The following is a 23,821-nucleotide window of genomic DNA, read 5'->3' on the forward strand; positions in this document are numbered from 1 at the left end:
CCGCGGCGCCGCAGGCTTCGGCGATGCAACGGTTTTTTGCCAAGACTTCTGTGGATCGTATGTTAACATCGTACGAGTGGTTCCTGCCGTCGCCGGTTTTTTCAGATCGTAGTCTTACCCGTTGGGATGATTTGCAATGAAGACCTGCCTGATTGTCGATGATTCCAAGGTGATCCGCATGGTGGCCCGGAAGATCCTGCAGGAACTCGGGTTCGCGACCGCCGAGGCGGAGGATGGTGCGAAGGCGCTTGATTACTGCAAGGGCTCCTTGCCGGAGGCGGTGCTTCTCGACTGGAACATGCCGGTGATGAACGGCATCGAATTCCTCGTCGAGATGCGCAAGCTGCCGGGCGGCGGCAAGCCCATCGTGGTGTTCTGCACCACCGAGAACGATATCCAGCACATTCAGCAGGCGATCGCAGCAGGCGCCAGCGAATACATCATGAAGCCGTTCGACGGCGAGATCATCCAGGCCAAGTTCGAGCAGGTCGGCCTGCTCGAGCCGAAGTAAGGCAGCCGCAGCCGAGGAGAAGGCGGGCTGATTCCGCTGGGAGCGGCAAGAGGGGAGAGAACGGTTGTCCGAGGGTGGCTCGTCGTTAACCGGTGCACGAGGATCCGATCCGATCCGGGTCATGGTCGTCGATGACTCCGCCGTGGTGCGCGGCCTGATTACGCGCATGCTGGAGGACGCGGCGGACGTGCAGGTGGTGACCTCGGTTCCCAACGGCGATGCCGCGGTCAGGGCGCTCGACCGCTACGATATCGAGGTGGTGCTGCTCGACATCGAAATGCCGGTGATGGACGGCATGACCGCGCTGCCCCTGATGCTCAATAAGCGGCCGGACCTCAAGGTCATCATGGCCTCCACCCTTACCCTGCACAACGCCGACATCTCGCTCCGCGCGCTCGAACTCGGAGCCGTGGACTACATTCCCAAGCCCACCGCGACGCGCGAGCTCTCGGGCGGCCAGGATTTCAAACGCGAACTGCTGGAAAAGGTGGTCACCCTCGGCGCGGTGCTGCGCAGGAGCGGCGCACGCCGCCCGGCGCCCCAGCCGGCGCGCCCCGGCGCAGCGCCCGCGCGCACGCCGTTCCAGCGTCCCGCGCTCGGCGGCGGGCGGGCCTCGCTGCTCAGCCCCACCGCGCCGATCCAGCTGCGCCAGCACAAGATCGAGTTTCCCGACATCATCGCCATCGGCAGTTCCACCGGCGGGCCGCAGGCGCTGTTCAAGGTGCTCGGCGATCTGCGCAGCGGCATGCCGCCGAAGCAGCCGATCATCATCACCCAGCATATGCCCGCCACCTTCACCACCATCCTCGCCGAGCACATCACCCGCGTCACCGGCTGGCCCGCCAAGGAAGCCCAGGACGGCGAGGTTCTGCGGGGCGGCAACGTCTATATCGCGCCCGGCGGATTCCACATGCTGGTGGAGAGCAAGGGCGTCGAGCAGGTTCTGCGCGTCATCGACGGGCCGCCGGAAAACTTCTGCAAGCCGGCGGTGGACCCGATGTTCCGTTCCGTCGCCAAGGTCTATGGCCGCCGCGCCCTTGCGGTGATTCTCACCGGCATGGGTTCGGACGGCGCGAAGGGCGGCGCCGTGCTCGTCGAGGCCGGCGGCACGGTGATCGCCCAGGACGAGGAAACCGCGGTGGTCTGGGGCATGCCCGGCACCGCGGCGCAAGCGGGCATCTGCTCGGCCGTGCTCCCCCTGCCGGAAATCGGCGCCTACATCAAAAAAGTGGCGGCGAGGCAATAAACGATGAAACCGGAAGACTTCGATTTCGTAGCCAAGCTCTTGAAGGAACGTTCGGGCCTCGTCCTCTCCAAGGACAAGTCCTACCTCCTCGAGAGCCGCCTGATGCCGGTGGCCCGCCGCCGCGGCATGAAAGGCCTCGACGAGCTCGTCGCCGCGATCCGCCGCATGGATCCCGCCCTGGTCAAGGACGTGACCGAGGCGATGACCACCAACGAATCCTTCTTCTTCCGCGATACCAAACCCTTCGACCAGTTCCGCGAGCGCGTGCTGCCCGCGCTCTTGACCGCGCGCAAGGACAAACGCCAGATCCGCGTCTGGTGCGCCGCCTGCTCCAGCGGACAGGAACCCTATTCCCTCGCCATCATCCTCAAGGAGATGGAGGCGAAGCTCTCCGGCTGGCGCATCGATATCGTCGCCACCGACCTCTCCACCGAAATCCTCGAAAAGGCCAAGGCCGGGCTCTATTCCCAATTCGAGGTGCAAAGAGGCATGCCGATCACCCTTCTGGTCAAATACTTCCAGAAGAAGGACGAGATGTGGCAGATCGACGCCCGCCTGCGCGCCATGGTGCAGTACCGGCCGCTCAACCTGCTCACCGACGTGCGCTCCACCCTCGGCGCTTTCGACGTCATCTTCTGCCGTAACGTGCTGATCTATTTCGACCAGGAAACCAAGGGCAAGGTCCTCGCCGACGTCTCCAAGGTGATGAGCCCCGACGGCTTCCTCTATCTCGGCGGCGCGGAAACCGTGCTCGGCATCTCCGACAAGTTCCGCCCGATCGCCGGTCAGCGCGGCATGTACGAGCTTTCCGGCGGCGCCGGCGCAGCGCCGGTGTGACGCCGGAAAAACCGGGCCGGGGCGCCGCCCCGGACCCCGCCGGGGCCGCGGGCCCCAGACCCCCTGACGTTGTTTTCGCCGCGTAGCGGCAATCGACCCCCGCCGCATCCGGCAGGGACTTATGGCGCTACGCGCAAAAACATAAAGTTACGGGAGCAACTGTGTTGTGCGGAGGGACCGAGTCCCTCCGCGAGGTTTTGGTTTTCAGCTCGGATCGCGCAGCACGTAGCCGCGGCCCCAGACGGTTTCGATGTAGGAATCGCCGCCGCTGACCGTCGCGAGTTTCTTGCGCAGCTTGCAGATGAACACGTCGATGATCTTGAGTTCCGGTTCGTCCATGCCGCCGTAGAGGTGGTTGAGGAACTGTTCCTTGGTCAGCGTCGTGCCCTTGCGCAGGGCGAGGAGTTCGAGGATGCCGTATTCCTTGCCGGTGAGGTGGACCGGCGTGTCGTCCACGGTGACCGAGCGGGTGTCGAGGTTGACGCTGAGGCGTCCGGTGCGGATCACCGAGGCGGCGTGGCCCTTGGAGCGGCGGATGATGGCGTGGAGGCGGGCCACTAGTTCGCCCTTTTCGAAGGGCTTGGTCAGGTAGTCGTCGGCCCCCAGGCCGAGGCTTTTGATCTTGCGGTCGGTATCGTCCATGCCGGAGAGGATCAAGACCGGCGTGGCGATGCGCGCGGCGCGCAACTGGCGCAGCACGTCGAGGCCGTCCATGTCGGGCAGGCCGAGATCGAGGATGATGATGTCGTATTCGTAGAGGCGTCCGATCTCCAGGCCGTCTTCCCCGAGGCCGGTGGCGTCCACCACCATGGTCTCGGAGCGCAGCATCATTTCGATGGTTTGCGCCTGGATCGGATCGTCTTCGACCAGCAGAACCCGCATGGCGCGCCTCGCATTAACCTTGGTTAACGAGGCCAGATTAGCCGCTTCGTTGCGTCCGCGCAATGTGTCTTTACCGCCTCTTAAGGGAGGCGCGGTATCCTGCCGCCGATATGTCCGGAGGCGCGAGGCGATGACGGTTCTCATCCAGAACATGCTGCACGAAATCGAGCAGCTGCCGGACTACGAGGTGTTCGGCCGCGTCACCGGGGTTTCCGGCATGCTGGTGGAGGTGGGCGGCGCGCACGGCGCGCTCTCCGTCGGCGACCGCTGTGCCCTGATCGCGCGCACCGGCCGCCGCGTGCCGTGCGAGGTGGTGGGCTTCCGCGCCGGCTGTGCGCTGTTGATGGCGTTCACCGCGCTGGAGGGCATCGGGCTCGGCTGCCGCGCCGAAGTGACGGAAAGCCAGCCCGCGATCTATCCGCATCCGGCCTGGCTCGGCCGGGTGATCGACGCCTTCGGCGAGCCGGTGGACGGCAAGGGGCCGCTGCCCAAGGGCGATGTCCCCTATGCGGTGCGCGCCACGCCGCCCTCGGCGCACCTGCGCGGCCGGGTGAAGGGCAAGGTGGATCTCGGGGTGCGCGCCCTCAACACCTTCCTCACCTGCTGCCGCGGCCAGCGCATGGGCATCTTTTCCGGGTCCGGCGTCGGCAAGTCGTCGCTTTTGGCGATGATGGCGCGCCACACCCGCCTCGACGCCACCGTGGTCGGGCTGATCGGCGAACGCGGCCGCGAGGCCCGCGAGTTCCTGGAGGACGACCTGGGGCCGGACGGCCTGGCGCGCAGCGTGGTGGTGTGCGCCACCTCCGACGAGAGCCCGCTGATGCGCCGCCAGGCGGCGCACACCGCAATGGCGGTGGCGGAGTTCTTCCGCGATACCGGGCGCGACATCCTGGTGCTGATGGACAGCATCACCCGCTTCGCCATGGCGCAGCGCGAGATCAGCCTCTCCGCCGGGGAGCCGCCCGCCTCCAAGGGCTACACCCCCTCGGTGTTCGCCGAGCTGCCGAAGCTTCTGGAGCGCGCCGGGCCCGGCGCGGGCGGCGTGGGCAGCATCACCGGCCTGTTCACCGTGCTGGTGGAGGGCGACGACATGAACGAGCCGATCTCGGATGCGGTGCGCGGCATCCTCGACGGCCACGTGGTGCTCGACCGCGCCATCGCGGAGCGCGGCCGCTATCCCGCGATCAACGTGCTGCGCAGCGTGTCGCGCACCATGCCCGCCTGCAACAGCGTGGAAGAGAACGCCCTGGTCGGCCGCGCGCGGCGGCTGATGGCCACTTACGAGGACATGGCGGAGCTGATCCGCCTCGGCGCCTACCGCACGGGCAGCAATCCGGAGGTGGACGAGGCGGTCCACTACAGCGCGCCGCTGGAGCAGTTTCTCGCCCAGGCGAAGACCGAGGCGACCGATCTCGCCGCGGGCTATGCGGCGCTTGAACAGATACTGTCGCACTGATGGCGGGCAAGGATATCCACGCCCTGATCCGGCTGAAGAAATGGATGGTGGACGAGGAGCGCCGCATCCTCGGCCAGATGCTGGCGCAGGAAGCGGTGGTGGCGCGCCGCCGCGCCGCGCTGGAGGACGAGGTGCGCCGCGAGCAGACGGTCGCCGCGGCCGACCCGGCGGGACTGGCCGGGCGCGCCTATGGCGATTTCGCCGCCGCCGCGGTGGCGCGCCGCACCCGCCTGGACCAGGAACGCATTCTGCTGGAAGCGGCGATTTCCGGGCAGCGCGACAAGGTTGCGGAGGTCTACCGCGATTTCAAGACCCTGGAGCAGATCCAGAAGAACCGCGACCTGCGCGCCGCGGCGGAGCGCGCCCGCAAGGAGCAGGCGGCGCTGGACGAGATTGCGGCGATCAACCACCGCCGCCGCAACGCTGGGTAGAATAGCGGCGACTCCGCGGATTCCGGCGAGTCCCCGCCCGGCAAAAATTGCCGCCCGTTAACCATCTCTTTAACCCCCCGGCTATAGGCTTTCTTCAGGAACAACCGGAATCCGTGAGGAGAGGCGCGTGCGCGCCTCTTCCGCCAGTGCGAGGTCGCCCTGCCGTGAACGCGTTCATCCAATCCTTGCGCAGCCTGGGTCCCGGCCGCCTGATGGCGATGGCCGCCGTCAGCGTCGGGCTTCTCGGCTTCATCATCTATTTTTCGATGCGCATGGGCGCGCCGAAGATGGAGCTTCTCTACAGCGATCTCGACACCTCCGCGGCGCGCGCCATCACCCGCCAGCTCGAGGCGAAGACCATTCCCTACCAGCTGCGCGCCGAGGGCCGCGACATCTACGTGCCCGGCGACCAGATGCTGAAGATGCGCCTGGAGACCGCCGAGGTGGCGCACAATTCCGGCGTGATCAACGGCTACGAGCTGTTCGACAACATGGATGCGCTGGGCGCCACCAACTTCATGCAGAACGTCAACCTGGTGCGCGCGCTGGAAGGCGAACTGTCGCGCACCATCATGGCGATCGGCACGGTTGCCGCCGCGCGGGTGCACCTGGTGCTGCCGAAGCGCGAAATGTTCTCGCGCGAGGCGCAGGAGCCCTCCGCCTCGGTGATTCTGCGGCTGCGCGCCGGTTCGCTCTCCAAGGGGCAGGTTTCCGCCATCCAGTACCTCGTCGCCTCGGCGGTGCCGAAGCTCAAGCCCTCGCGGATTTCCATCGTCGATGACCACGGCACGCTGCTCGCCCGCGGCTTCGAGGACGACAAGCAGGTGATGGCCGCCACCCACGAGGAGATGCGCCAGACGCAGGAGCACCGTCTCTCCCAGGCGGTGGAGGAGTTGCTCGCCCGCAGCCTCGGCCCCGGCAAGGTGCGCGCCGAGGTGAGCATCGAGATGGACTTCGCCCGCGTCGTCACCAACCAGGAGAGCTATGACCCCGACGGCCAGGTGGTGCGCTCCACCGTCACCGAGAGCGAGCGCGCCCAGACCGACGAGAAGCAGAGCGACGCGGTTTCGGTGCAGCAGAACCTGCCGGACAGCAACCTCGGCTCCGAGAACGGCCGCGCCACCAGCTCGAACCAGCGCTCGGTGGAGACCACCAACTACGAGATCACCAAGAAAATCTCCAACTCGGTGCGCGAGAACGGCGTGGTGAAGCGCCTGTCCGTCGCGGTGCTGGTGGACGGCATCACCGCCACCAATCCGGACGGCACCGCCACCTATGCGGACCGCACGCCGGAGGAGATGGACAAGATCGCCTCCCTGGTGCGTTCCGCCGTCGGCTTCGACGCGGCGCGCGGCGACCAGGTGGATGTGATCAACATGCGCTTCCAGGCCGCGACCGACGCCTTCGGCCCCGCCGAGCAGCCGCTGTTCATGGGCTTCACCAAGGCCGAGATCATGCGCATGGCCGAGGGCCTGGGCGTCGCCGTGGTGGCGATCCTGGTCATCCTGCTGATCGTCCGGCCGCTGGTCACCCGCGCCTTCGAGAGCCTGCCCACGCCTTCGGAGCAGGCGAGCCGCCAGCTCATCACCGAACAGACGGCGCCGCAGCTCGCCGCGCCCATGGGCTCCATGGTGCCCTCCGACGACGAGGAGGACCTGGAGGTCGAGGAACTGATCGATATCGACAAGGTGGAAGGCAGGGTCAAGGCGTCCTCGCTGCGCAAGATCGGCGAGATCGTCCAGAAGCATCCGGAGGAAGCCTTGAGCATCGTGCGCAACTGGATGTATCAGGAAACCTGAGCCATCTGAAACGGAGACCGCAACGCCGTGGCGCGAGCAAAGGAAGACTACCGCAGCCTGACCGGACCGCAGAAGGCGGCCTTGTTCCTCCTCTCCCTGGGGGAGGAGCACTCGGCGCGTCTGTTCTCGCTGATGGACGACGAGGAGATCAAGGAGATCTCCCAGGTGATGGCGGCGCTCGGCACCGTCAACGCCGCCCTGGTGGAGCGCCTGTTCATCGAGTTCGCCGATGCGATCTCCGCCACCGGTTCGCTGGTCGGCACCTACGAGAGCACCGAGCGCCTGTTGATGAAGGCGCTGCCGAAGGACCGCGTCGCCAACATCATGGAGGAGATCCGCGGTCCCGCCGGGCGCACGATGTGGGACAAGCTCGGCAACGTCAACGAGCAGGTGCTGGCCAACTACTTCAAGAACGAATACCCGCAGACGGTGGCGGTGGTGCTCTCGAAGATCAAGGTGGACCATGCGGCGCGGGTGCTGGCGCTGCTGCCGGAAAATTTCTCGATGGAAGTGATCATGCGCATGCTGCGCATGGAATCGGTGCAGAAGGAGGTGCTGGACGGCGTGGAAAAGACCCTGCGGACCGAGTTCATGAGCAACCTCGCGCGGACCAACCGCCGCGATTCCCACGAACTCATCGCCGACATCTTCAACAACCTCGACCGCAACTCGGAAAACCGCTTCATGTCGGCCCTGGAGGAGCGCAACCGCGAATCCGCCGAGCGCATCAAGGCCCTGATGTTCACCTTCGAGGATCTGGTGCGCCTCGACGCGCAGGGCGTGCAGACGCTGCTGCGCCACGTCGAGAAGGACAAGCTGGCGCTCGCCCTCAAGGGCGCTTCCGACCCGATCAAGGAAATGTTCTTCAAGAACATGTCCGAGCGTGCGGGCAAGATGCTGCGCGAGGACATGGAGGCGATGGGGCCGGTGCGGCTGCGCGAGGTGGACGAGGCGCAGGCCCTCATCGTCACCCTGGCGAAGGAACTCGCGAACTCCGGCCAGATCGTCATCTCGGAAGGCCGAGAGGAAGACGAACTGGTGTATTGAGCCGCCGGCGGCGACGCCGCGGCACCACGGAAAGGCAGGCATGGCGACCAAGCTCTCCAAACGCGACAACGCCTTCCACGCATTCGGCAGCCTCGACGGCGAGGCCGAGGCGGAGGATGCGGTGCGCCGTTTCCTCTTTTCCTACGACTTCGGCGCGCCGCCGCAGTCGCGCGCCGCGCCCGATCGCGCGGTGGACGGCCAGGTGGAGGAGGCCGAGGCCGAACCGCCGCCGCCGCCGCCGCTGTTCTCCGAGGAGGACCTGGAGACCGCGCGCGAGGAGGCCCGCGTGCTCGGCCACGCCCAGGGCCTGAAGGACGCCGAGGAGTCCGCCCTGCACTTCCAGGTGCTGGCGCTGGAATCCATCGCCGACCAGATGGAAACCCTGCGCGGCCGCCAGGACGCGGCCAACGCCGAGACCCACCGCATGGCCGCGGCGCTGGCCGTGGCGGTGGTGAAGAAGCTGCTGCCGAGGATGGCGCAGGAGCACGGCATCGCCGAGGTGGAGCGGCTGGTCGCCGCCTGCCTGCCGCATCTCCTCAACGAGCCGCGCCTGATTTTGCGCGTCGCTTCGGACAACGCGGACGAACTGCGCCGCCGCATCGAGCCGCTGGCCCGCGACCGCGGTTTCGACGGCATGGTGGTGGTGATGGCCGATCCCGCCGTGGGACCGGCGGATTGCCGCCTGGAATGGGACAACGGCGGCGCGGAACGCGACGTAGACACGCTTTTTCAACGGATTCAGGATATCGTAGCGCGAAACTCGGAACGCGCGCCGGAGCCGGGGTCCCCGCCGGAAGGGGCCGCCGGCGCGGCCTCCACCGAGGCGGAGTGAGGAGACGACGATGGCCGACGACGACCTGGAACTCAACGAACTGAACGGCGGCGCGCCGCCGTCCGCCGCGGATGCCGCCGCCGACGACGAACCCAACGAGTTCGCCGATATGGACAAGCCGCGCTCCGCCGCGGATCTGGAGGCGGTCTACGACATTCCGGTGCGGGTGTCCGCCGTGCTCGGCAAGTCCTCGATGCAGGTGAGCCAGCTTCTCAAGCTCGGCCGCGGCGCGGTGGTGGAGCTCGACCGCAAGGTCGGCGAGGCGATCGACATCTACGTCAACGACCGGCTGGTGGCGCGCGGCGAGGTGGTGGTGGTGGAAAACCGCCTCGGCGTGACGATGACCGAAATCATCAAGAGCGAGCGTACCTGAGGCATGGCGGGCGAGGGGCCATCGATGAGCGAGGACCGCGACGACAGAGGGGGCGTGGGCAACGCGTTCGACCCGGCGACCCTGTTGGGGCTGGTGGGCGCGCTCGGCCTCGTCGCCGCCGCGCTCTACCTCGGCGGCGCGCCGCAGGCCTTCCTCGACGTGCCCTCCATGCTCATCGTCTTCGGCGGCACCTCGATGCTGACCATGGCGAGCTTCACCGTCACCGACATGGGCGTCACCGTGGCCGCGATTCTGCGCACCGTCTCCTACCAGCGGCGCGACCCCTCGGCCACCGCGCTCGAACTCCTGCGCATCGCCGACGGCGCGCGCCGCGGCGGCCTGCTTTCCCTACAGGCGCCGCTCTCCCGCGGCGAGATCGCCGACCCGATGCTGCAGAAGGGCCTGACCATGGTGGTGGACGGCCTCAAGGTCGAGGATGTGGAAGACGTCATCCGCCGCGAACTCGGCGCGATGCTCGGCCGCCACCGCAAGTCCGCCTCGGTGCTGCGCCGCGCCGCCGAGATCGCCCCGGCGATGGGGCTGATCGGCACCCTGATCGGTCTGGTGCAGATGCTCGGCCGCCTGTCCGACCCCGCGGCGATCGGCCCGGCGATGGCGGTGGCGCTGCTCACCACCTTCTACGGCGCGGTGCTGGCCCACATGGTCTTGAACCCGCTTGCCTCCAAGCTCGAGCGCAACTCCGCCGAGGAGGCGCTGATCGGCCAGCTCACCCTGGTCACCACCGGTTCGATCGGACGGCAGGAAAACCCCCGCCGCCTGGAAATGCTGCTCAACAGCCTGATGCCGCCCGCCAAGCGCATCCGCTTCTACGATTGAGGGAGAAGGCACCACCATGCGCCTGTTGATCGTCGGATCGCTCAGCAATCAGATCGGGGCCGCCAGCCGCATCGCGGTGGCGCGCGGCGCCGCGGTGCTGCAGGCCGACACCCCCGCGGCGGGGCTCGAGGTGCTGCGCGCCGGCAAGGGCGCCGACGTGGTGATGTTCGACGTGAGCCTCGACATCGTTTCCTTCATGCGCAGCCTGGAGGCGGAGCGCATCGGCGTGCCGGTGGTCGCCTGCGGCACCGAGACCGACGCCAAGGCCGCGGTGCGCGCCATCCAGGCGGGCGCGAAGGAATACATCCCCCTGCCGCCGGATGCGGAAATGATCGCCGCGGTGCTGGAGGCGATCGCCGAGGAGAGCCACGCGCTGCTCTACGCCGATCCGCGCATGGACCGCATCGTCAAGCTCGCCGCCCAGGTCGCGCCAAGCGAGGCGAGCATCCTGGTCACCGGCGAGTCCGGCACCGGCAAGGAGGTGATCGCCCATTTCATCCACGCGAAGAGCCGCCGCGCGAGCGCCCGCTTCGTCGCCGTCAACTGCGCCGCGATTCCCGAGAACCTGCTGGAATCCGAGCTCTTCGGCTATGAGAAGGGGGCGTTCACCGGCGCGGTGTCGCGCCGCGTCGGGCGCTTCGAGGAGGCCTCGGGCGGCACCCTGCTGCTCGACGAAATCTCCGAGATGGACACCCGGTTGCAGGCGAAACTCCTGCGCGCCATCCAGGAGAAGGAGATCGACCGCTTGGGCGGCGGCAAGCCGGTGAAGGTGGACACCCGCATCATCGCCACCTCCAACCGCGACCTGAAGGCGGAGGTCAAGGCCGGGCGCTTCCGCGAGGACCTCTACTTCCGCTTGAACGTGCTCAACCTGCTGCTGCCGCCGCTGCGCGAGCGCAAGGCGGACATCCCGCTGCTCGCCGAGCACTTCGTGCGGAAGTACGCGGAGGCCAACGGCCTGCCGTTCCGCCCGCTTTCCGCCGCGGCGCGGGAGGAACTGCTGCGCCATGCCTGGCCGGGCAACGTGCGCGAACTGGAAAACACCCTGCACCGCGCCGTCCTCCTCGCCACCGGCGACGAGGTCGGGCCGGAGCAGATTCTCCTGCTGGAGGACGCGGACGACGCCGCGGAGGGGGGCGGCACAGGTTCCCTGGTCGGGCGCACCGTCGCCGACGTCGAACGCGACCTGATCATCGACACGCTGAAGCACACCGTCGGCAACCGCACCCACGCGGCCCACATTCTCGGCATCTCCATCCGCACCCTGCGCAACAAGCTGCGCCAGTACATCGAGGAAGGTCACGCGGTGCCGGCGCCCGGTGAGGGCGAGGCCGTGGGTCCATAAGCGCAATGGCGGGAAAAGGCGAAACCAGGCTGCCGGCCGAAACCGCGGCGCAATCCGCCGAAGGAGTCTCCCGCTTTGCCGGGGACTTCGGGGCCAAGGTGCTCGGCCGCCTCGGCAGCATGCTGAAACGCGGCGATCTCGGCTTCGCCCTCGGCGTGGTGATGATCCTCGTCGTCCTCATCATGCCGCTGCCGCCCTGGCTGCTCGACATCGCGCTCGCCATGTCGATCACCTTCTCGGTGCTGGTGCTGATGATCGCGATCTTCATCGAGAAGCCGGTGGAGTTCTCGTCGTTTCCCCTGGTGCTCCTCATCGGCACCCTGATGCGCCTGTCGCTCAATCTCGCCTCCACCCGCCTCATTCTCGCCGACGGGCACATGGGCACCGGCGCCGCGGGCAAGGTGATCCAGGCCTTCGGCGGCTTCATCATGGGCGGCAACTTCGTCATCGGGGTGATCGTCTTCATCATCCTGGTGATCGTCAACTTCGTGGTCATCACCAAGGGTTCGGGCCGCATCGCCGAGGTGTCCGCCCGCTTCACCCTCGATGCCCTGCCCGGCAAGCAGATGGCGATCGACGCCGACCTGTCCGCCGGGTTGATCGACGAGATGGAGGCGCGCAAGCGCCGCGAGACCCTGGCCGAGGAAAGCGCCTTCTTCGGCGCGATGGACGGCGCTTCGAAGTTCGTGCGCGGCGACGCCATCGCCGGGTTGCTGATCACCGGCATCAACGTCGTCGGCGGCATGATCATCGGCATGGCGCAGGGCGGGCTGCCCTTCTCCAAGGCCGCCGACACCTACACCCGGCTCACCGTCGGCGACGGCCTGGTGTCGCAGATTCCGGCGCTCATCGTCTCCGTCGCCGCGGGCGTGATGGTCTCCAAGGGCGGCCTCACCGAGAGCACCGACAAGGCTCTCTTCGCCCAGATGGGGAGCACCCCGAAGGCGCTGGGCCTGTCCTCGGCGCTGGCGGGCGCGCTGGCGCTCCTGCCCGGCACGCCGCTGCTGCCGTTCCTGCTGCTTTCCGTGGCGGCGGGCGCGGGCGCCTATTTCGTCGGGCGCACGCAGAGCCGCCTCGAGGCCGCCGAGGCCGCCGAGGTCCAGGCCAAGACGCGGCAGGCGCCGCCGCCCGCCGAGGAGCCGATCTCGACCGCGCTGAAGATCGACAACGTGCGCCTGGAACTCGGCTACGGCCTGCTTTCGCTGATCAACGAAAGCGGCAACTACCGCCTCACCGACCAGATCCGCGCGCTGCGCCGCGCGCTCGCCACCGAGATGGGCTTCGTCATGCCCTCGGTGCGCATCCAGGACAACATGCAGCTCGCCGCCAACCAGTACGTCATCTACGTCAAGGACGTGGAGGCCGGGCACGGCGACCTGCGCCCCAACATGCTGCTGGTGATGGACCCGCGCGGCGACGAGATCACCCTGCCCGGCGAGAAGACCAACGAGCCGACCTTCGGCCTGCCCGCGATGTGGGTGGACATGGGCCACCGCGAGGAGGCGATGTTCCGCGGCTACACCGTGGTCGATCCGCCGACGGTGATCACCACCCACCTGACCGAGGTGGTGCGCGAGAGCATGGCCGACCTCCTCTCCTACACCGAGACGCAGAAGCTTCTCGACGAACTGGACAAGGAACACCAGAAGCTGGTCGCCGAGGTCATCCCCGCCCAGGTCACCGTCTCCGGCGTGCAGCGGGTGCTGCAGAACCTGTTGCAGGAGCGCGTCTCCATCCGCGACCTGCCGACCATTCTGGAAGGCATTTCCGAGGCCTGCGCCCACACCCGCAACATCACCCTGATCACCGAGCACGTGCGCACCCGGCTCGCCCGCCAGCTCTGCGACGCCAATGCCGACGGCAGCGGCGTGGTGCCGCTGGTGACGCTGTCGCCCGCCTGGGAGCAGGCCTTCGCCGACACCATCGTCGGCCAGGGCGACGAGCGCCAGCTCGCCATGCCGCCCTCGCAGTTGCAGGAGTTCATCGCGCGGGTGCGCCAGGCTTTCGAGAATTTCGCCAAGCAGGGGGAAACTCCGGTGCTGCTCACCAGCCCGACAATTCGTCCCTTCGTGCGTTCGATTATCGAGAGATTCCGCCCGGTTACGGTTATCATGAGCCAGAACGAGATTCACCCCAAGGCGAAGATCCGCACCCTGGGGCAGATTTAACGGGAGCACTGCGCCGCCATGCGCCTGAAGACCTACACCGCGCCGAGCATGGCCGAGGCCATGGAGATGGTGCGCGCCGAACTGGGGGAGGAGGCGATCATCGTTTCCACCCAGCGCGGCGTCGGCGGGCAGGGCGTGCGCATCACCGCCGCGGTGGAGGATTCGCGGCATGAGGAGGACGCGATCCGGGCCGCCCTCGACGGGCCGCGCGGGCTGCCGCGCTCGCTCGCGCGGGTGCGCGAGGCGCTCGTCTATCACGGCGTGCCCGACCGCCTGATCGAGCGGCTGATGACCATCGCCCGCGGGCTGGGCGACGAGGGGCCGGTGATGGCCTGCGCCGCGGCGCTCGATTCCGCCTTCGCCTTCGCGCCGCTGCCGGAGCGCACCGCCAAGCTGCCGTTCATCCTGATCGGGCCGCCGGGCACCGGCAAGAGCCTCACCGTCGCCAAGCTGGCGGCGCGGGCGCACCTCGCCGGGCGGCGGGTCAAGGTGATCTCCGCCGATGCGGTGCGCGCCGGCGCGATGGATCAGTTGCGCGCCTTCACGTCGATTCTCGAAATCGAGCTTTTGAAGGCGCGCGGCGCATTGTCATTGGAAAAACTCTTGCGCGAGCAGGCCGTCGAGGCCGATCTGGTGCTGATCGACAGCCCCGGCCTCAACCCCTTCAGCGTGCCCGACATGGACTATCTGAAATCCCTCTGCGAGTGCGCCGACATGGAGCCGATCCTGGTGATGAACGCGGGCGGCGACCCGGTGGAAAGCTGGGACGTGGCGCGCGCCTTCGCCGAGGTCGGCGCGACCCGCCTGCTTGCGACGAGGCTCGACATGACGCGGCGGCTCGGCGGCATCTTCGCCGCCGCCGAGGCGGGCAAGCTGAAGTTCTGCGACGTCACGATCAACCCCCACGTCGCCGACGGGCTGTGCCCGATCACCCCGATCTCGCTCGCGCGCCTGATCCTGCCGCCCGACGACGCGGCCGAACTGCCGCCCCCGCCCTGGGCCGACGAAAACGAGGTACCCGCATGACCACGCCGTCACCATCCCCCGCGTCCGCCCCGATCCTCGCCCGCGCCGGCGCGTCGCGCGGCAAGAACATTTTCGCCGTCGCCTCCGGCAAGGGCGGCGTCGGCAAGACCTGGTTCGCCATCACCCTGACCCACGCGCTGGCGCGGCGCGGGCGGCGGGCGCTGCTGTTCGACGGCGACCTCGGGCTGGCCAACGTGGACATCCAGCTCGGCCTGATGCCGAAGTACGACCTCGGCTCGGTGGTCGCGGGCAAGCTGACCCTCAACCAGGCGACGATGCGCTACGAGGCGGGCGGCTTCGACGTGGTCGCCGGGCGCTCGGGCTCCGGCTCGCTCGCCAACATTCCGCTGTCGCGGCTACAGATTCTCACCGAGGACCTGCGGCTCACCGCCGACGGCTACGACCAGACGGTGCTCGACCTCGGCGCGGGGGTGGAGAAATCCATCCGCAGCCTCGCCAAGTGCGCCGGGACCATTCTGGTGGTCACCACCGACGAGCCCACCGCGCTCACCGATGCCTACGCCTTCATCAAGATCTCGGCGGTGGAGACGGCGGGGGTGGATATCCGCATCGTCGTCAACGCCGCCAACTCCACCCGCGAGGGCGAGCGCACCTACAACACCCTGCTCAAGGCCTGCCAGGGCTTCCTCAAAATTTCGCCGCCGCTCGCGGGGGTGATCCGCCGCGACACCCGGGTGCGCGAGGCGATCCGCAACCAGACGCCGATTCTGACCCGTCATCCCAATGCCGAGGCCGCCATCGACGTCGAGGCCATCGCGGACCGCCTGCTCGCCGGTTAGGGTGGGGAGGCCGATGTGAACAACAACAGCGTCACGCCGCCGCCGCCGATGCCGCCGCCCGCCGCCCGCGCGGGCGCGGCGGCGGCGGTGGTGACGCTGTCTTCGCCGCAGATCGCCGCCCTGCCGCGCGGCACGCCCTTGGAGGCGCGCATCCTCGCGGTCGCCGCCGACGGCGCGGCGCAGGTTTCCGCCACGTTGCCCGACGGCTCCACGGTGACCGTGGAGGCGCGGCTGCCGCTGCCCCTGCCCGAGGGGGCGGAACTGCTGCTGCGCACCGCGCAGGCGGCGGGCGACGCCGCCACCCTGCGCCTCGCCGCGGTGAACGGCCTGCCGCTTGCCCGCGTGCTCGCCGACCCCGCCTTCGCGCTCAAGTCCGCCGCCTCCGCCGCCCCGGCGCAGGGCGCGGCGGCGGCGCAGGAGGCCTCCGCCGCCCCGGCGGCGAGCACCATCGGCGTCGGCCGCCCGGTGCCCGCCCTGGTGCTGCGCGGCGACGTGATGCAGGATGCCGCCGCGCAGGGCGCGCCGCTGACGCTGGTGCCCGGCACCCGGCTGTCGGTGCGCCTCACCCGGATTTCCCTGCCGGAGACCGCGCCGCCCGCCGCGCCCGCGGGAGCCGCCGCCGCGCCCGGCGGCGCGCCCGCCGCCTCCGACGCGGCGGCGCGCTATGCGGCGATGGGGCGCATCGGCCGCGGTGCGCCGTCCGCCGTTCCCGGCGCGCCGCCGCCCGCGACGCCGGGGCTCGCCGCCGCCGCTGCGCCGCCGTCGTCCGGCGCGGTCCCGGCCGCGCCCGGCGCGTCCGCGGCGCGGAACCCTGCCGCACCGAATCCCGCCGCGCCGCCGCAATCCGCGCTGCCGGGGCTTGGCGCCGCCTCCGGCGCGGCGGCGCACCCCGGCGCGCCGCCCGCGGGCGCGGGTCCCGCCGCCGCGCGTCCGCTGCAAACGCCCGCCGCCGCGCCGCCGGACCCCGCCGCCGCACCCGCCCCTGCGCCCGCCGCCGCCTCGGGGGCGGCGCTGCCCGTGACGCTTTCCGGCGTGGTGATCAGCCGCTCCTCCCTCGGCCAGCCGACCCTGCGCACCGAGGCGGGGTTCATCGCGCTCGACGTGCGCGCGCCCCTGCCCAATGGCACCCAGGTGCGCTTCGACGTGCTCTCCGCCGTGCCTGCCGATGCCGCGCCGCCGCCCGCGCTGCCCGGCGCGGCGAGCCCGTGGGCCACCCTTGACGCGCTGATGCAGACGCTCTCCCGCGCCGCGCCCGCGGCGGCGGCGGATCTGGCGGCGCGCCTGCCGCAGCCGGGGCCGCAGATGCTCGCCAACCTCGCCGCCGCGGTGGCGGCGGTACGCGCGGGCAACGCCGATGCCTGGCTCGGCCTGCCGGAGATCGCGCGCCGCGCCGACGACCGCGAGGCGGGCCGCGCCGGCAAGCTCGCCGCGCGGCTGGCCGACGAGGTGCGCGACGGCGCGCAGGCGGCGCGCCGTCCGGCCGGGGAATGGCGCGCCTATGCGCTGCCCTTCGTCGTCGGCGGCGCGGTGGAGCGCATCCACATGCTGGTGCGCCGCGCCCCCGATCGGGAGGATGCGGAGGAAGAGGCGGAGCGCCGCCGTTCCCCGCGCCGCGACGACACCCGCTTCCTCCTCGATATTTCGCTGTCGCGTCTCGGGCCGATGCAGATCGACGGCCTGGTCAACGCCGCGGTCAAGAGCCTGGACGTGGTGATCCGCACCCATGCGGCGCTGCCCGCGCAGATGCCCGCGGAGCTGCGCGGCCTGTTCGTCGAGACCCTCGGCGCGGTGGGCTATACCGGCAGCCTCGGCTTTGCGGTGACGCCGCGCTTCGTGACGCCGGAGGACGCGGGCGATACGCCGGGCGGCCCCGGATTGGTGGTGTGAGATGGCGAAGGGCGATATCGATCCCAAGAACTACTACGGCATCCTCGGGGTGCCGCCGGAGGCCGACGCCGAGGCGATCAAGGCGGCCTTCCGCGCCCGCGCCAAACGCCTGCACCCCGACCACAACGGCCATCCCAACGCCGAGGCGCAGTTCCGCCTGCTCAACGAGGCCTACCACGTGCTCGGCGACCCTTCGACGCGGCAGCGCTACCACGAGGCCTCCGCCCGCAAGAAGCCGCTGCCGAAGTCCCCGCCGCCCCCGCCGCCTCCGCCGCCGCGGCCGGAGGAAGCGCCGCGCGAGCCGCCGCCGAAGGCGAGGTTCTTCTCCTGCCGCGCTTGCGGCACGCGGTCTGCGCAGCCGCGCGTGGTGATCTTCCAGGAGGTGGGCGGACGCCCGCTGCACCCGACGCGGCGCAGCGTTTCCGGCGTGTTCTGCCCGCGCTGCGCGCAGGACGCGGCGATCCGCGCCTCGCTGCACACCTGGGTGCGGGGGATGACCGCCCTGCCGCAGGGGCCGCTGTGGGCGTTTCCCGCGCTGGTCCGCAACCTCCTGGGCGGCGAGATGCCGGTGGAGCCGAACGCGCGCATGCTGCTCTCCCAGGCGCGCGCCTTCCTCGGCAACGGCGACGTGGAGCTGGCGCGCGCCAGCATCGTGCAGGCGTTGCCCTTCGCCGCGCGCACCGCCTTCCGCCACGAGGCGGAGACCCTGCTCGCCTCCCTGGGCGGCATGCCGAAAAAAACGCTGAAGGGGCGCTGGCGGCGCTTCGGCCGCGCCTTCTGGGTGCAGGCCGCGCCGTTCGCCGCGGTGGTTCTCATCGTGGCGCTGGCCATGGGGCTGTCGCTGCGCCGCGAGGCTGCGCCGCCGCCGGAGCCCGCGTCGAAATCCCTGGTCGCGTTGCCGAGCGGCCCCAACACGCCGCTGCCCGGCTTCGTCACCCTGCGCGACGGCATCGCCCTGCGCGGCGGGCCGGGGGCGGGCACGCCGGTTCTGGCGCGCATCGCCAAGGGCGCCAAGGTGACCATGGTCGCGATCGTACCCGGCGAGAACTGGGTGCGGGTGCGCCTGCCCGACGGCAAGGAAGGCTTTCTCCCCCTCGACGACCTGCAATAAGCCGCCAGGGCATGAAAAAAGCCCCGCCGGAGCGGGGCTTTTTTGCGTGCGCGGCGCGCCGGTCAGCGCTTGATGCGGACCAGTTCGTCGAGCATTTCGTCGGAGGTGGTGATCACCTTGGCCGAGGCGGAGTAGGCGCGCTGCGTGGTGATCAGGTAGGTGAACTCGGTGCCGAGATCCACCGTCGAGGCTTCCAGCGAGGCCGAGTTGATCGTGCCCGCGCCGCCCGAACCGGCGGTGCGCACCGTCGGCTGGCCGGAGGAGTCGGTTTCGATCCAGGTGTTGCCGGTCCGCGCTTCCATGCCGTTGGGGTTGACGAAGGTGGCCAGCGGAATCTGCGCCACGGGCCGGGTTTCGCCGTTGTCGAAGAGCGCGGTGACGATGCCGTCGGAGCCGATGGAAACGCCCGCGAAGTTGCCGAACTTCGCACCGTCCTGGGTGATGTAGTTGGCCGCGAAATCGCCCGAAAGATGGGTCAGGCCGTCGGCGGTGGAGGTGTTGCCGAGGAAGAGGTCGATGCGCAGATCGACGTTCTGCCCGTTCTTCACCGTCTCTTCCATGTCTTCCGCGCCGTTGGCCCACTGGATCTCGACGCTATCGACGTTGAAGTACTTCGGCGTGCCGTCGGAGTTGAAGCGCACCGCCGGGACGATGTAGCCGTTCTCCTGCGAGGAGGTGTTGAAGGTGAAGGAGTTGGTGATCGTGCCGGTATCGAGGGTATTGGAGGCGCCTTCCGAGGTGTAGGTGGCGGTCACCGTCGGGGAGAGGGCGATGTCGTAGGTGATGTCCGCGCCGGAGTTGCTCTGGAGGATGTTCAGGGTGCGGCCGGAGGCGACGAAGCGCCCGGATTCCGACAGGTTGGCGTCGATCGCGGTCTTCAGGGACGACACCACCACGGAGGGATCGGTGACGCCGTTGATGTTGACGATGACGTTGCCGCCGCCGTTGATCTGGCCGGTGGTGCCCGCGTTGGTGAACTCGAAGGTGGTGCCGTTGATGTCCATCGTCGCGCCGACCGCGGGCGCGGTGTCGAAGTCGAAGCGGGCGACGTTCTTCAGCGCTTCGTCGATCGCCTCGACTTTGTAGATGCCGGTGGGGATGCCGGTGGTCTCGTTGGCGTTGCACTGCGACTGCAGGCAGGACAGGCAGCCCGAGGCGTCGATGGTGATCGCGTCGCCCGTCGCCGACTGGATGATGTCCATCTTCGCGCCGTTGGCGACGAAGCGGTCGGAATCGCGCAGGGTGGCGTCGATCGCGGTCTTCATGTCGCCGATCACGTCGGCGATGCTGGTCACGGTGCTGATGTTGACGATGATGTTGCCCGCGCCGTTGACGGTGCCGGTGGCGCCGGAGTTGGTGAACTCGAAGACCTTCGCCGCGCCGTGACCGTCGTCGATGGAGAGGAGTTCGCCGTAGCTCGGGATCTTCGAGAATTCGATCTGGCCGCGCGCCGCGTAGACGTCTTCCTGGCCGGAATCGGTGGCGACCTCGCGGTTGCCGTAGGTGGTGATGGTGGCCGCCCCCGAGGGGATTTCCACATCCACGCCCCAGGAATTGGACGACTGCTTGGTGTACTGCACATTGAGGTTGTGGTCGTTGCCGAGGCTGTCGTAGATCAGCACCGCCAGGCTGTGGCGGCCGCCGGCGCTCGCGTTGCTCGCGTCGAACACCGGGTCGTCGGCGGGCAGGTTGGCGCCGACGCGGATGTTCTGGGTGGCCGTCGCGGTGCCGCCGATCTCGTTGAGGTTGATCGGCTTCAAGTTGCGGCTGTCGATGATGTTGTCGTTGACGTAGGTGGTGATGCCGTTGCTGTCCTGGTAGGCCTTCATGTAGACGTTGTCGCCCACCCGCACCAGCGAGGCCGAAGCGCTGCCGTCGTAGGTGGAGAGCGGCCAGGCCTGCAGGTAGTAGCCCGAGACGTTGGTCAGGAAGCCCTGGTTGTCGAGCTTGAACGAGCCCGCGCGGGTGTAGCCCCAGACGTTGCCCGAGCCCGGGTTCGCCGCCTCGTTGACGACGAAGAAGCCGGAGCCGGAGATGCCGAGATCGGTGGACGAACTGGTCGCCGACAACAGGCCCTGGATGTCGATGTTGGCCCTGGGCTTCGGCTGCGCGCCGCCCGCCGAATAGGTGGTGAGCGAGGTCTGCTTGGTCACCAGGGTCTGGAAGTTCACCGAGGTGCCCTTGTAGCCGATGGTGTTGACGTTGGTGATGTTGTCGGCGATCGCGCTCATTGCGCTCGACTGCGCTGCCAAGCCGGAAACGCCCGAGAAAAGTGCACCGTAGAGGCTCATGGTTCCGTCTCCTTAACTCTGTCTTTGCGCCGGGCGGGGCGGCCGGCCCCGCGGCACCGGGCGATGGGTTGCGGCGTCAGCCGTTGGTATCGGTTTCCGTCGTCGTGTCGGTGGTGGTCGAGGTGTCCGTGGTTCCGGTGTCCGTATCCGTGGTTCCGGCGCCCGTGTCCGTGGAGGCGGGCGCGGCGACGTCGCGCACCGAGACGATGTAGCTCATCCCGAAGAGCACCGGGCCCGCGGCGACCAGCACGTCGTCGCCGTCGTTGGCGACCGCCGTGACCTTGCCGAAGGTCGTGGTGTAGATGTCGTCCATGGTTTCGCCGGAGGTGTCCTTCGCCTGGACTTCCAGGGTGTAGGCGCCGTCGTCCAACTGCTCGCCGTAGGCGTTCTTGCCGTCCCAGGACATGTGGTAGGTGCCCGCTTCGGTCTCGCCGGTCATCGTCTTGACCACCGCGCCGCTGCTGTCCTTGATCACGATCAGGCAGTCGCTGGCGTCCTGCGTCAGGGTGTAGGTGAACTTCGCGGCGCCGTCCTGCAACGGCATGGTGGTGGATTCCGCCTGGACTTCCTTGCCGAGATAGCCGACCGCGGTGGCGCCGATGCTCGCCTGGGACAGCCCGATCAGGCTTTCCAGGTTGGAGTTGGCGTTGATCTGCTGCTCCACCCCCGCGAACTGCACCAGCTGATTGGTGAACTCGGAACTGTCCATCGGCGACAGCGGGTCCTGGTTCTTGAGCTGCGCGGTCAAGAGCGTCAGGAAGCTGTCCATGTTGTCGGCGAGCGAGGCGCGCGAGCTGTCCGACGTCGAATGGTCGGAGTTGAGCGCGGCAAGCGTCGTGATGTCCGTCATGGCGCGTTTTCCTTCTGCCTAGACCCGAATGTCGATGCCGTCGGCGCGAAGCGACCCGGCGTAGGCGGCGATCGGCGCTTCCGCCGCGTCGAGGGCGTCGCCGGCTGCGGCGAGCCGCCCATAAGGCGTGCGGTTGCGGTTGTCGTTGTTGGCGGTGCCCTGGTTGCCCTGGTCGCGCAGGCTGAAGCTGAGCGAGTCCTGCCCGGTCTTCAGCCCGGCATCCTGCAGGGCCTTTTCCAGCCCGGCGGCATCGCGCTTCAGCACGTCCAGGGTTTCCGGACGGTCGGCGGTGACCATGGCGCGCACCGTGCCGTCGTCGGAGACCGTCATCTTCACCTCGATGCGGCCGAGCTCGGCGGGGCGCAGGCGGATGTTGATCTTGTCCAGGCCCTCGTCGGCGCCCTGGGTGATGCTCACCTTCACCTGATCGACGATCTGCTTCGGCGGCACCGGGGTGCGCGGCAGGGCGGCGCGCGCCGCCTGCTGGGTTTCGGCGGCCTCCTGTGCGGCCTGCGCGGCGGGGGTGGCCACCGCCTGCGGCTGGCCCGGCAGGGCGGCATCGGCGGCGGCGGTCGCGGTGGCCGCCGTCGGCGCGGCGGTCTCGACGGACGCGGGCTGCGGCGCTGCGGCGGTTTGCGCCGCCGGGGCGGCCTGGGCGGCCATGCCGCCCTGTGCGGCGGCGGCCTGCTGCTGCGCCATCATCGTCTGCGCGGCGGTGCCGGGCGCGGCGGCGGCCTGCGCTTGCGGCTGCGCGGCCTGCGGCTGGGCGGTGGCCTGCGCCGGGGTTTCGGCGGCGGCGTTGCCCTGCGCCCGCGTCTGCGCGCCGTTGCCCGCGCCGGTGTCCGCCGCGGCGGTCGCCGCCTGCGCGGTCTGCACCGGCTGCGCCGTCTTGGGCGCGGCGGTCTGGGAGGTTTGCTGCGCATCCGAAGACTTGGCGGCGGCGTTGCGCGCGGCGACGGAGACGCTCACCGCCACCTTGTCGCCGGAGTCCAGTTTTTCCGCTATGCCCGCCGCCTGGGCGCGGGCGAGCGGGTCGGCGGCCTGCGCCTGCGGCGCTTCCGTCTGCCGGGTTTCGCCGGTCTGCGCGGTCTGCGGCTGCGCCGCCTGGGCCTGCTGCTGCTGTGGCGGTGCGGCCTGCGGCTGCGCCGCCTGGGTCTGCTGCGGCTGCGCCGCGCCGGTCGGCGCGGCGGCCTGCTGCGATTTTCCGGCCTCGGCGGCCTGCGGCTGCGGCTGCGCGGCCTGCGGCGCAGCCGCCTCGGTCTGCGCCGGGGCGGCTTCCGCGCCGGGGGCGGCCTGCTGCGGCGCAGGCGGCATGCCCGCCGCGGCGAGCGCCGCGGCGGCGGCATCCGGCTGGGTCTCCGCAGCGGCCTGCGCCTGGCCCGCCTCGGCCGGCTTCTCGCCGGCCGCGGCGGTCTGCTGCGGCGTTTCGTCGGCCTTGTCCGCGGTTTTTTCGGCGGGCTTTTCCGCCGCGTCGGCGGTCTGCGCCGGGGCTTCGTCGTCCGCCGCGCCGGTTTCGTCGCGGCCCTTCGCCGCCGTGCGGCGTTCCGGGTGCTCGGCGCGCTCGGTCCGGGCTTCGCGCCGCGCGGCGCGGCGCTCGGCGCGGCGCGCCCGCACGTCGTCATCGCGGGAGACCGGCTCGTCGGCGTCCTTGGCGGCGGCGTCCGCGGTCTCGGCGCGGCTCTCGCCGACCAGCCCGGCAAGCGCTGCGGAGGGGTCGGCCGAGGCCCCGATGCGCCCGTATGCAGCCGACAGCGCATCGGCAAATCCTTGCGCCGCCTTGCCGCGCCCTTGCGCGGCGCCGGTGGCGGCGGTGGTTTCGGTCGATCTCTTCGCCAACAGCGCGTAAAGGTCCATGACCCGTCCTCTTCGCCTTTGCGGAACACACACGAATTCGGGAACCTAACAGCAAGCCGTGGGCCAAGCCGCAAAGTGTTCCGTAATGTATTGCCGATCAAGGATTCTGCGGCGGGGGAGGGGACGGGGAGGAAAGCCCGGAGGCGGTGCGCCCGGCAACTTCTGCCGCCCCATGGGGGGATTCTTTCCGCGTTCGGCCGCGCCGCCCGGCCAAACGCCGCGGCCCTCTTCCCGGAGG

The 23,821-nt window shown here is 69.5% G+C and carries 20 protein-coding genes; 16 read left to right on the forward strand and 4 right to left on the reverse strand.

Annotated features, from left to right (window positions below):
• Positions 1-136 precede the first annotated feature (136 nt).
• The 3 genes from O7R11_RS02735 (at position 137) to O7R11_RS02745 (ending at position 2,594) form a co-directional block, all read left to right on the forward strand.
• The gene (locus tag O7R11_RS02735) at positions 137-511 is read left to right on the forward strand and encodes a response regulator (protein WP_337995950.1); all 375 of its coding nucleotides are present in this window, start codon (positions 137-139) and stop codon (positions 509-511) included.
• A gap of 121 nt (positions 512-632) precedes the next feature.
• Positions 633-1,757 (forward strand): protein-glutamate methylesterase/protein-glutamine glutaminase, encoded by a 1,125-nt coding sequence (locus O7R11_RS02740; protein ID WP_337995951.1) that lies wholly within the window; start codon positions 633-635, stop codon positions 1,755-1,757.
• Positions 1,758-1,760: 3 nt separating this feature from the next.
• Positions 1,761-2,594, forward strand: coding sequence for a CheR family methyltransferase (locus O7R11_RS02745; protein WP_337995952.1), 834 nt, complete (start codon positions 1,761-1,763; stop codon positions 2,592-2,594).
• 204 nt (positions 2,595-2,798) lie between these two features.
• Here O7R11_RS02745 and ctrA read toward each other — a convergent pair whose 3' ends face one another.
• On the reverse strand, positions 2,799-3,476 hold the full coding sequence (ctrA, locus tag O7R11_RS02750) for a response regulator transcription factor CtrA (protein WP_337995953.1): 678 nt from the start codon (positions 3,474-3,476) through the stop codon (positions 2,799-2,801).
• A 130-nt stretch (positions 3,477-3,606) separates the two neighbouring features.
• Between ctrA and fliI the strand changes: the two genes are divergently transcribed.
• The 13 genes from fliI (at position 3,607) to O7R11_RS02815 (ending at position 18,588) form a co-directional block, all read left to right on the forward strand.
• Complete coding sequence (fliI, locus tag O7R11_RS02755) at positions 3,607-4,932, forward strand: flagellar protein export ATPase FliI (protein ID WP_337995954.1); 1,326 nt, start codon at positions 3,607-3,609, stop codon at positions 4,930-4,932.
• Positions 4,932-5,363 carry a hypothetical protein gene (locus O7R11_RS02760; protein ID WP_337995955.1) on the forward strand — a complete coding sequence of 144 codons (432 nt, stop codon included), beginning with the start codon at positions 4,932-4,934 and terminating at the stop codon, positions 5,361-5,363. Before fliI ends, O7R11_RS02760 begins: the two co-directional genes overlap by 1 nt.
• A gap of 164 nt (positions 5,364-5,527) precedes the next feature.
• Entirely contained in the window at positions 5,528-7,162 is a 1,635-nt protein-coding gene (gene fliF, locus O7R11_RS02765) for a flagellar basal-body MS-ring/collar protein FliF (protein WP_337995956.1), read from the forward strand.
• Positions 7,163-7,189: 27 nt separating this feature from the next.
• A complete protein-coding gene (gene fliG / locus O7R11_RS02770; RefSeq protein WP_337995957.1) occupies positions 7,190-8,209 on the forward strand; it encodes a flagellar motor switch protein FliG in 1,020 nt (339 codons plus the stop codon).
• 40 nt (positions 8,210-8,249) lie between these two features.
• On the forward strand, positions 8,250-9,041 hold the full coding sequence (locus tag O7R11_RS02775; RefSeq protein WP_337995958.1) for a FliH/SctL family protein: 792 nt from the start codon (positions 8,250-8,252) through the stop codon (positions 9,039-9,041).
• Between the two features lie 10 nt (positions 9,042-9,051).
• Positions 9,052-9,414, forward strand: a complete 363-nt coding sequence (fliN, locus tag O7R11_RS02780; RefSeq protein WP_337995959.1) for a flagellar motor switch protein FliN — start codon at positions 9,052-9,054, stop codon at positions 9,412-9,414.
• Positions 9,415-9,438: 24 nt separating this feature from the next.
• Positions 9,439-10,251 (forward strand): motility protein A, encoded by an 813-nt coding sequence (locus O7R11_RS02785; RefSeq protein WP_337995960.1) that lies wholly within the window; start codon positions 9,439-9,441, stop codon positions 10,249-10,251.
• A gap of 16 nt (positions 10,252-10,267) precedes the next feature.
• Positions 10,268-11,596: a sigma-54-dependent transcriptional regulator gene (locus O7R11_RS02790; protein WP_337995961.1), complete on the forward strand. Its 1,329-nt coding sequence runs from the start codon at positions 10,268-10,270 to the stop codon at positions 11,594-11,596.
• A gap of 5 nt (positions 11,597-11,601) precedes the next feature.
• Positions 11,602-13,764: a flagellar biosynthesis protein FlhA gene (gene flhA, locus O7R11_RS02795; RefSeq protein ID WP_337995962.1), complete on the forward strand. Its 2,163-nt coding sequence runs from the start codon at positions 11,602-11,604 to the stop codon at positions 13,762-13,764.
• Between the two features lie 18 nt (positions 13,765-13,782).
• A complete protein-coding gene (locus O7R11_RS02800) occupies positions 13,783-14,790 on the forward strand; it encodes a flagellar biosynthesis protein FlhF (protein WP_337995963.1) in 1,008 nt (335 codons plus the stop codon).
• Positions 14,787-15,590, forward strand: a complete 804-nt coding sequence (locus O7R11_RS02805) for a MinD/ParA family protein (protein WP_337995964.1) — start codon at positions 14,787-14,789, stop codon at positions 15,588-15,590. Before O7R11_RS02800 ends, O7R11_RS02805 begins: the two co-directional genes overlap by 4 nt.
• Before the next feature lie 15 nt (positions 15,591-15,605).
• A complete protein-coding gene (locus O7R11_RS02810; RefSeq protein ID WP_337995965.1) occupies positions 15,606-17,477 on the forward strand; it encodes a hypothetical protein in 1,872 nt (623 codons plus the stop codon).
• 1 nt (position 17,478) lies between these two features.
• Positions 17,479-18,588, forward strand: coding sequence for a DnaJ domain-containing protein (locus tag O7R11_RS02815; RefSeq protein ID WP_337995966.1), 1,110 nt, complete (start codon positions 17,479-17,481; stop codon positions 18,586-18,588).
• A gap of 62 nt (positions 18,589-18,650) precedes the next feature.
• Here the strand turns inward: O7R11_RS02815 and O7R11_RS02820 are convergent, their stop codons facing one another.
• The 3 genes from O7R11_RS02820 to O7R11_RS02830 form a co-directional block, all read right to left on the reverse strand.
• Entirely contained in the window at positions 18,651-20,879 is a 2,229-nt protein-coding gene (locus tag O7R11_RS02820) for a flagellar hook-basal body complex protein (protein ID WP_337995967.1), read from the reverse strand.
• A 76-nt stretch (positions 20,880-20,955) separates the two neighbouring features.
• Entirely contained in the window at positions 20,956-21,729 is a 774-nt protein-coding gene (locus O7R11_RS02825; protein ID WP_337995968.1) for a flagellar hook assembly protein FlgD, read from the reverse strand.
• Positions 21,730-21,747: 18 nt separating this feature from the next.
• Positions 21,748-23,583, reverse strand: coding sequence for a flagellar hook-length control protein FliK (locus tag O7R11_RS02830; protein WP_337995969.1), 1,836 nt, complete (start codon positions 23,581-23,583; stop codon positions 21,748-21,750).
• Positions 23,584-23,821: the final 238 nt, after the last annotated feature.

The sequence above is a fragment of the Oleispirillum naphthae genome (genome assembly GCA_027864655.1).
Taxonomy (GTDB): Bacteria; Pseudomonadota; Alphaproteobacteria; order Rhodospirillales; family Rhodospirillaceae; genus Oleispirillum; species Oleispirillum naphthae.

Bases quoted from the DNA above. Each gene is read 5' to 3' on its own strand.
- O7R11_RS02745 (WP_337995952.1), top strand. From the start codon at position 1,761: ATGAAACCGGAAGACTTCGATTTCGTAGCCAAGCTCTTGAAGGAACGT.
- O7R11_RS02800 (WP_337995963.1), top strand. From the start codon at position 13,783: ATGCGCCTGAAGACCTACACCGCGCCGAGCATGGCCGAGGCCATGGAG.
- ctrA (WP_337995953.1), bottom strand. From the start codon at position 3,476: ATGCGGGTTCTGCTGGTCGAAGACGATCCGATCCAGGCGCAAACCATC.
- O7R11_RS02805 (WP_337995964.1), top strand. From the start codon at position 14,787: ATGACCACGCCGTCACCATCCCCCGCGTCCGCCCCGATCCTCGCCCGC.
- O7R11_RS02740 (WP_337995951.1), top strand. From the start codon at position 633: ATGGTCGTCGATGACTCCGCCGTGGTGCGCGGCCTGATTACGCGCATG.
- O7R11_RS02785 (WP_337995960.1), top strand. From the start codon at position 9,439: ATGAGCGAGGACCGCGACGACAGAGGGGGCGTGGGCAACGCGTTCGAC.
- flhA (WP_337995962.1), top strand. From the start codon at position 11,602: ATGGCGGGAAAAGGCGAAACCAGGCTGCCGGCCGAAACCGCGGCGCAA.
- O7R11_RS02760 (WP_337995955.1), top strand. From the start codon at position 4,932: ATGGCGGGCAAGGATATCCACGCCCTGATCCGGCTGAAGAAATGGATG.
- O7R11_RS02820 (WP_337995967.1), bottom strand. From the start codon at position 20,879: ATGAGCCTCTACGGTGCACTTTTCTCGGGCGTTTCCGGCTTGGCAGCG.
- fliI (WP_337995954.1), top strand. From the start codon at position 3,607: ATGACGGTTCTCATCCAGAACATGCTGCACGAAATCGAGCAGCTGCCG.
- fliN (WP_337995959.1), top strand. From the start codon at position 9,052: ATGGCCGACGACGACCTGGAACTCAACGAACTGAACGGCGGCGCGCCG.
- O7R11_RS02735 (WP_337995950.1), top strand. From the start codon at position 137: ATGAAGACCTGCCTGATTGTCGATGATTCCAAGGTGATCCGCATGGTG.
- O7R11_RS02790 (WP_337995961.1), top strand. From the start codon at position 10,268: ATGCGCCTGTTGATCGTCGGATCGCTCAGCAATCAGATCGGGGCCGCC.
- O7R11_RS02825 (WP_337995968.1), bottom strand. From the start codon at position 21,729: ATGACGGACATCACGACGCTTGCCGCGCTCAACTCCGACCATTCGACG.
- O7R11_RS02815 (WP_337995966.1), top strand. From the start codon at position 17,479: ATGGCGAAGGGCGATATCGATCCCAAGAACTACTACGGCATCCTCGGG.
- O7R11_RS02830 (WP_337995969.1), bottom strand. From the start codon at position 23,583: ATGGACCTTTACGCGCTGTTGGCGAAGAGATCGACCGAAACCACCGCC.
- O7R11_RS02775 (WP_337995958.1), top strand. From the start codon at position 8,250: ATGGCGACCAAGCTCTCCAAACGCGACAACGCCTTCCACGCATTCGGC.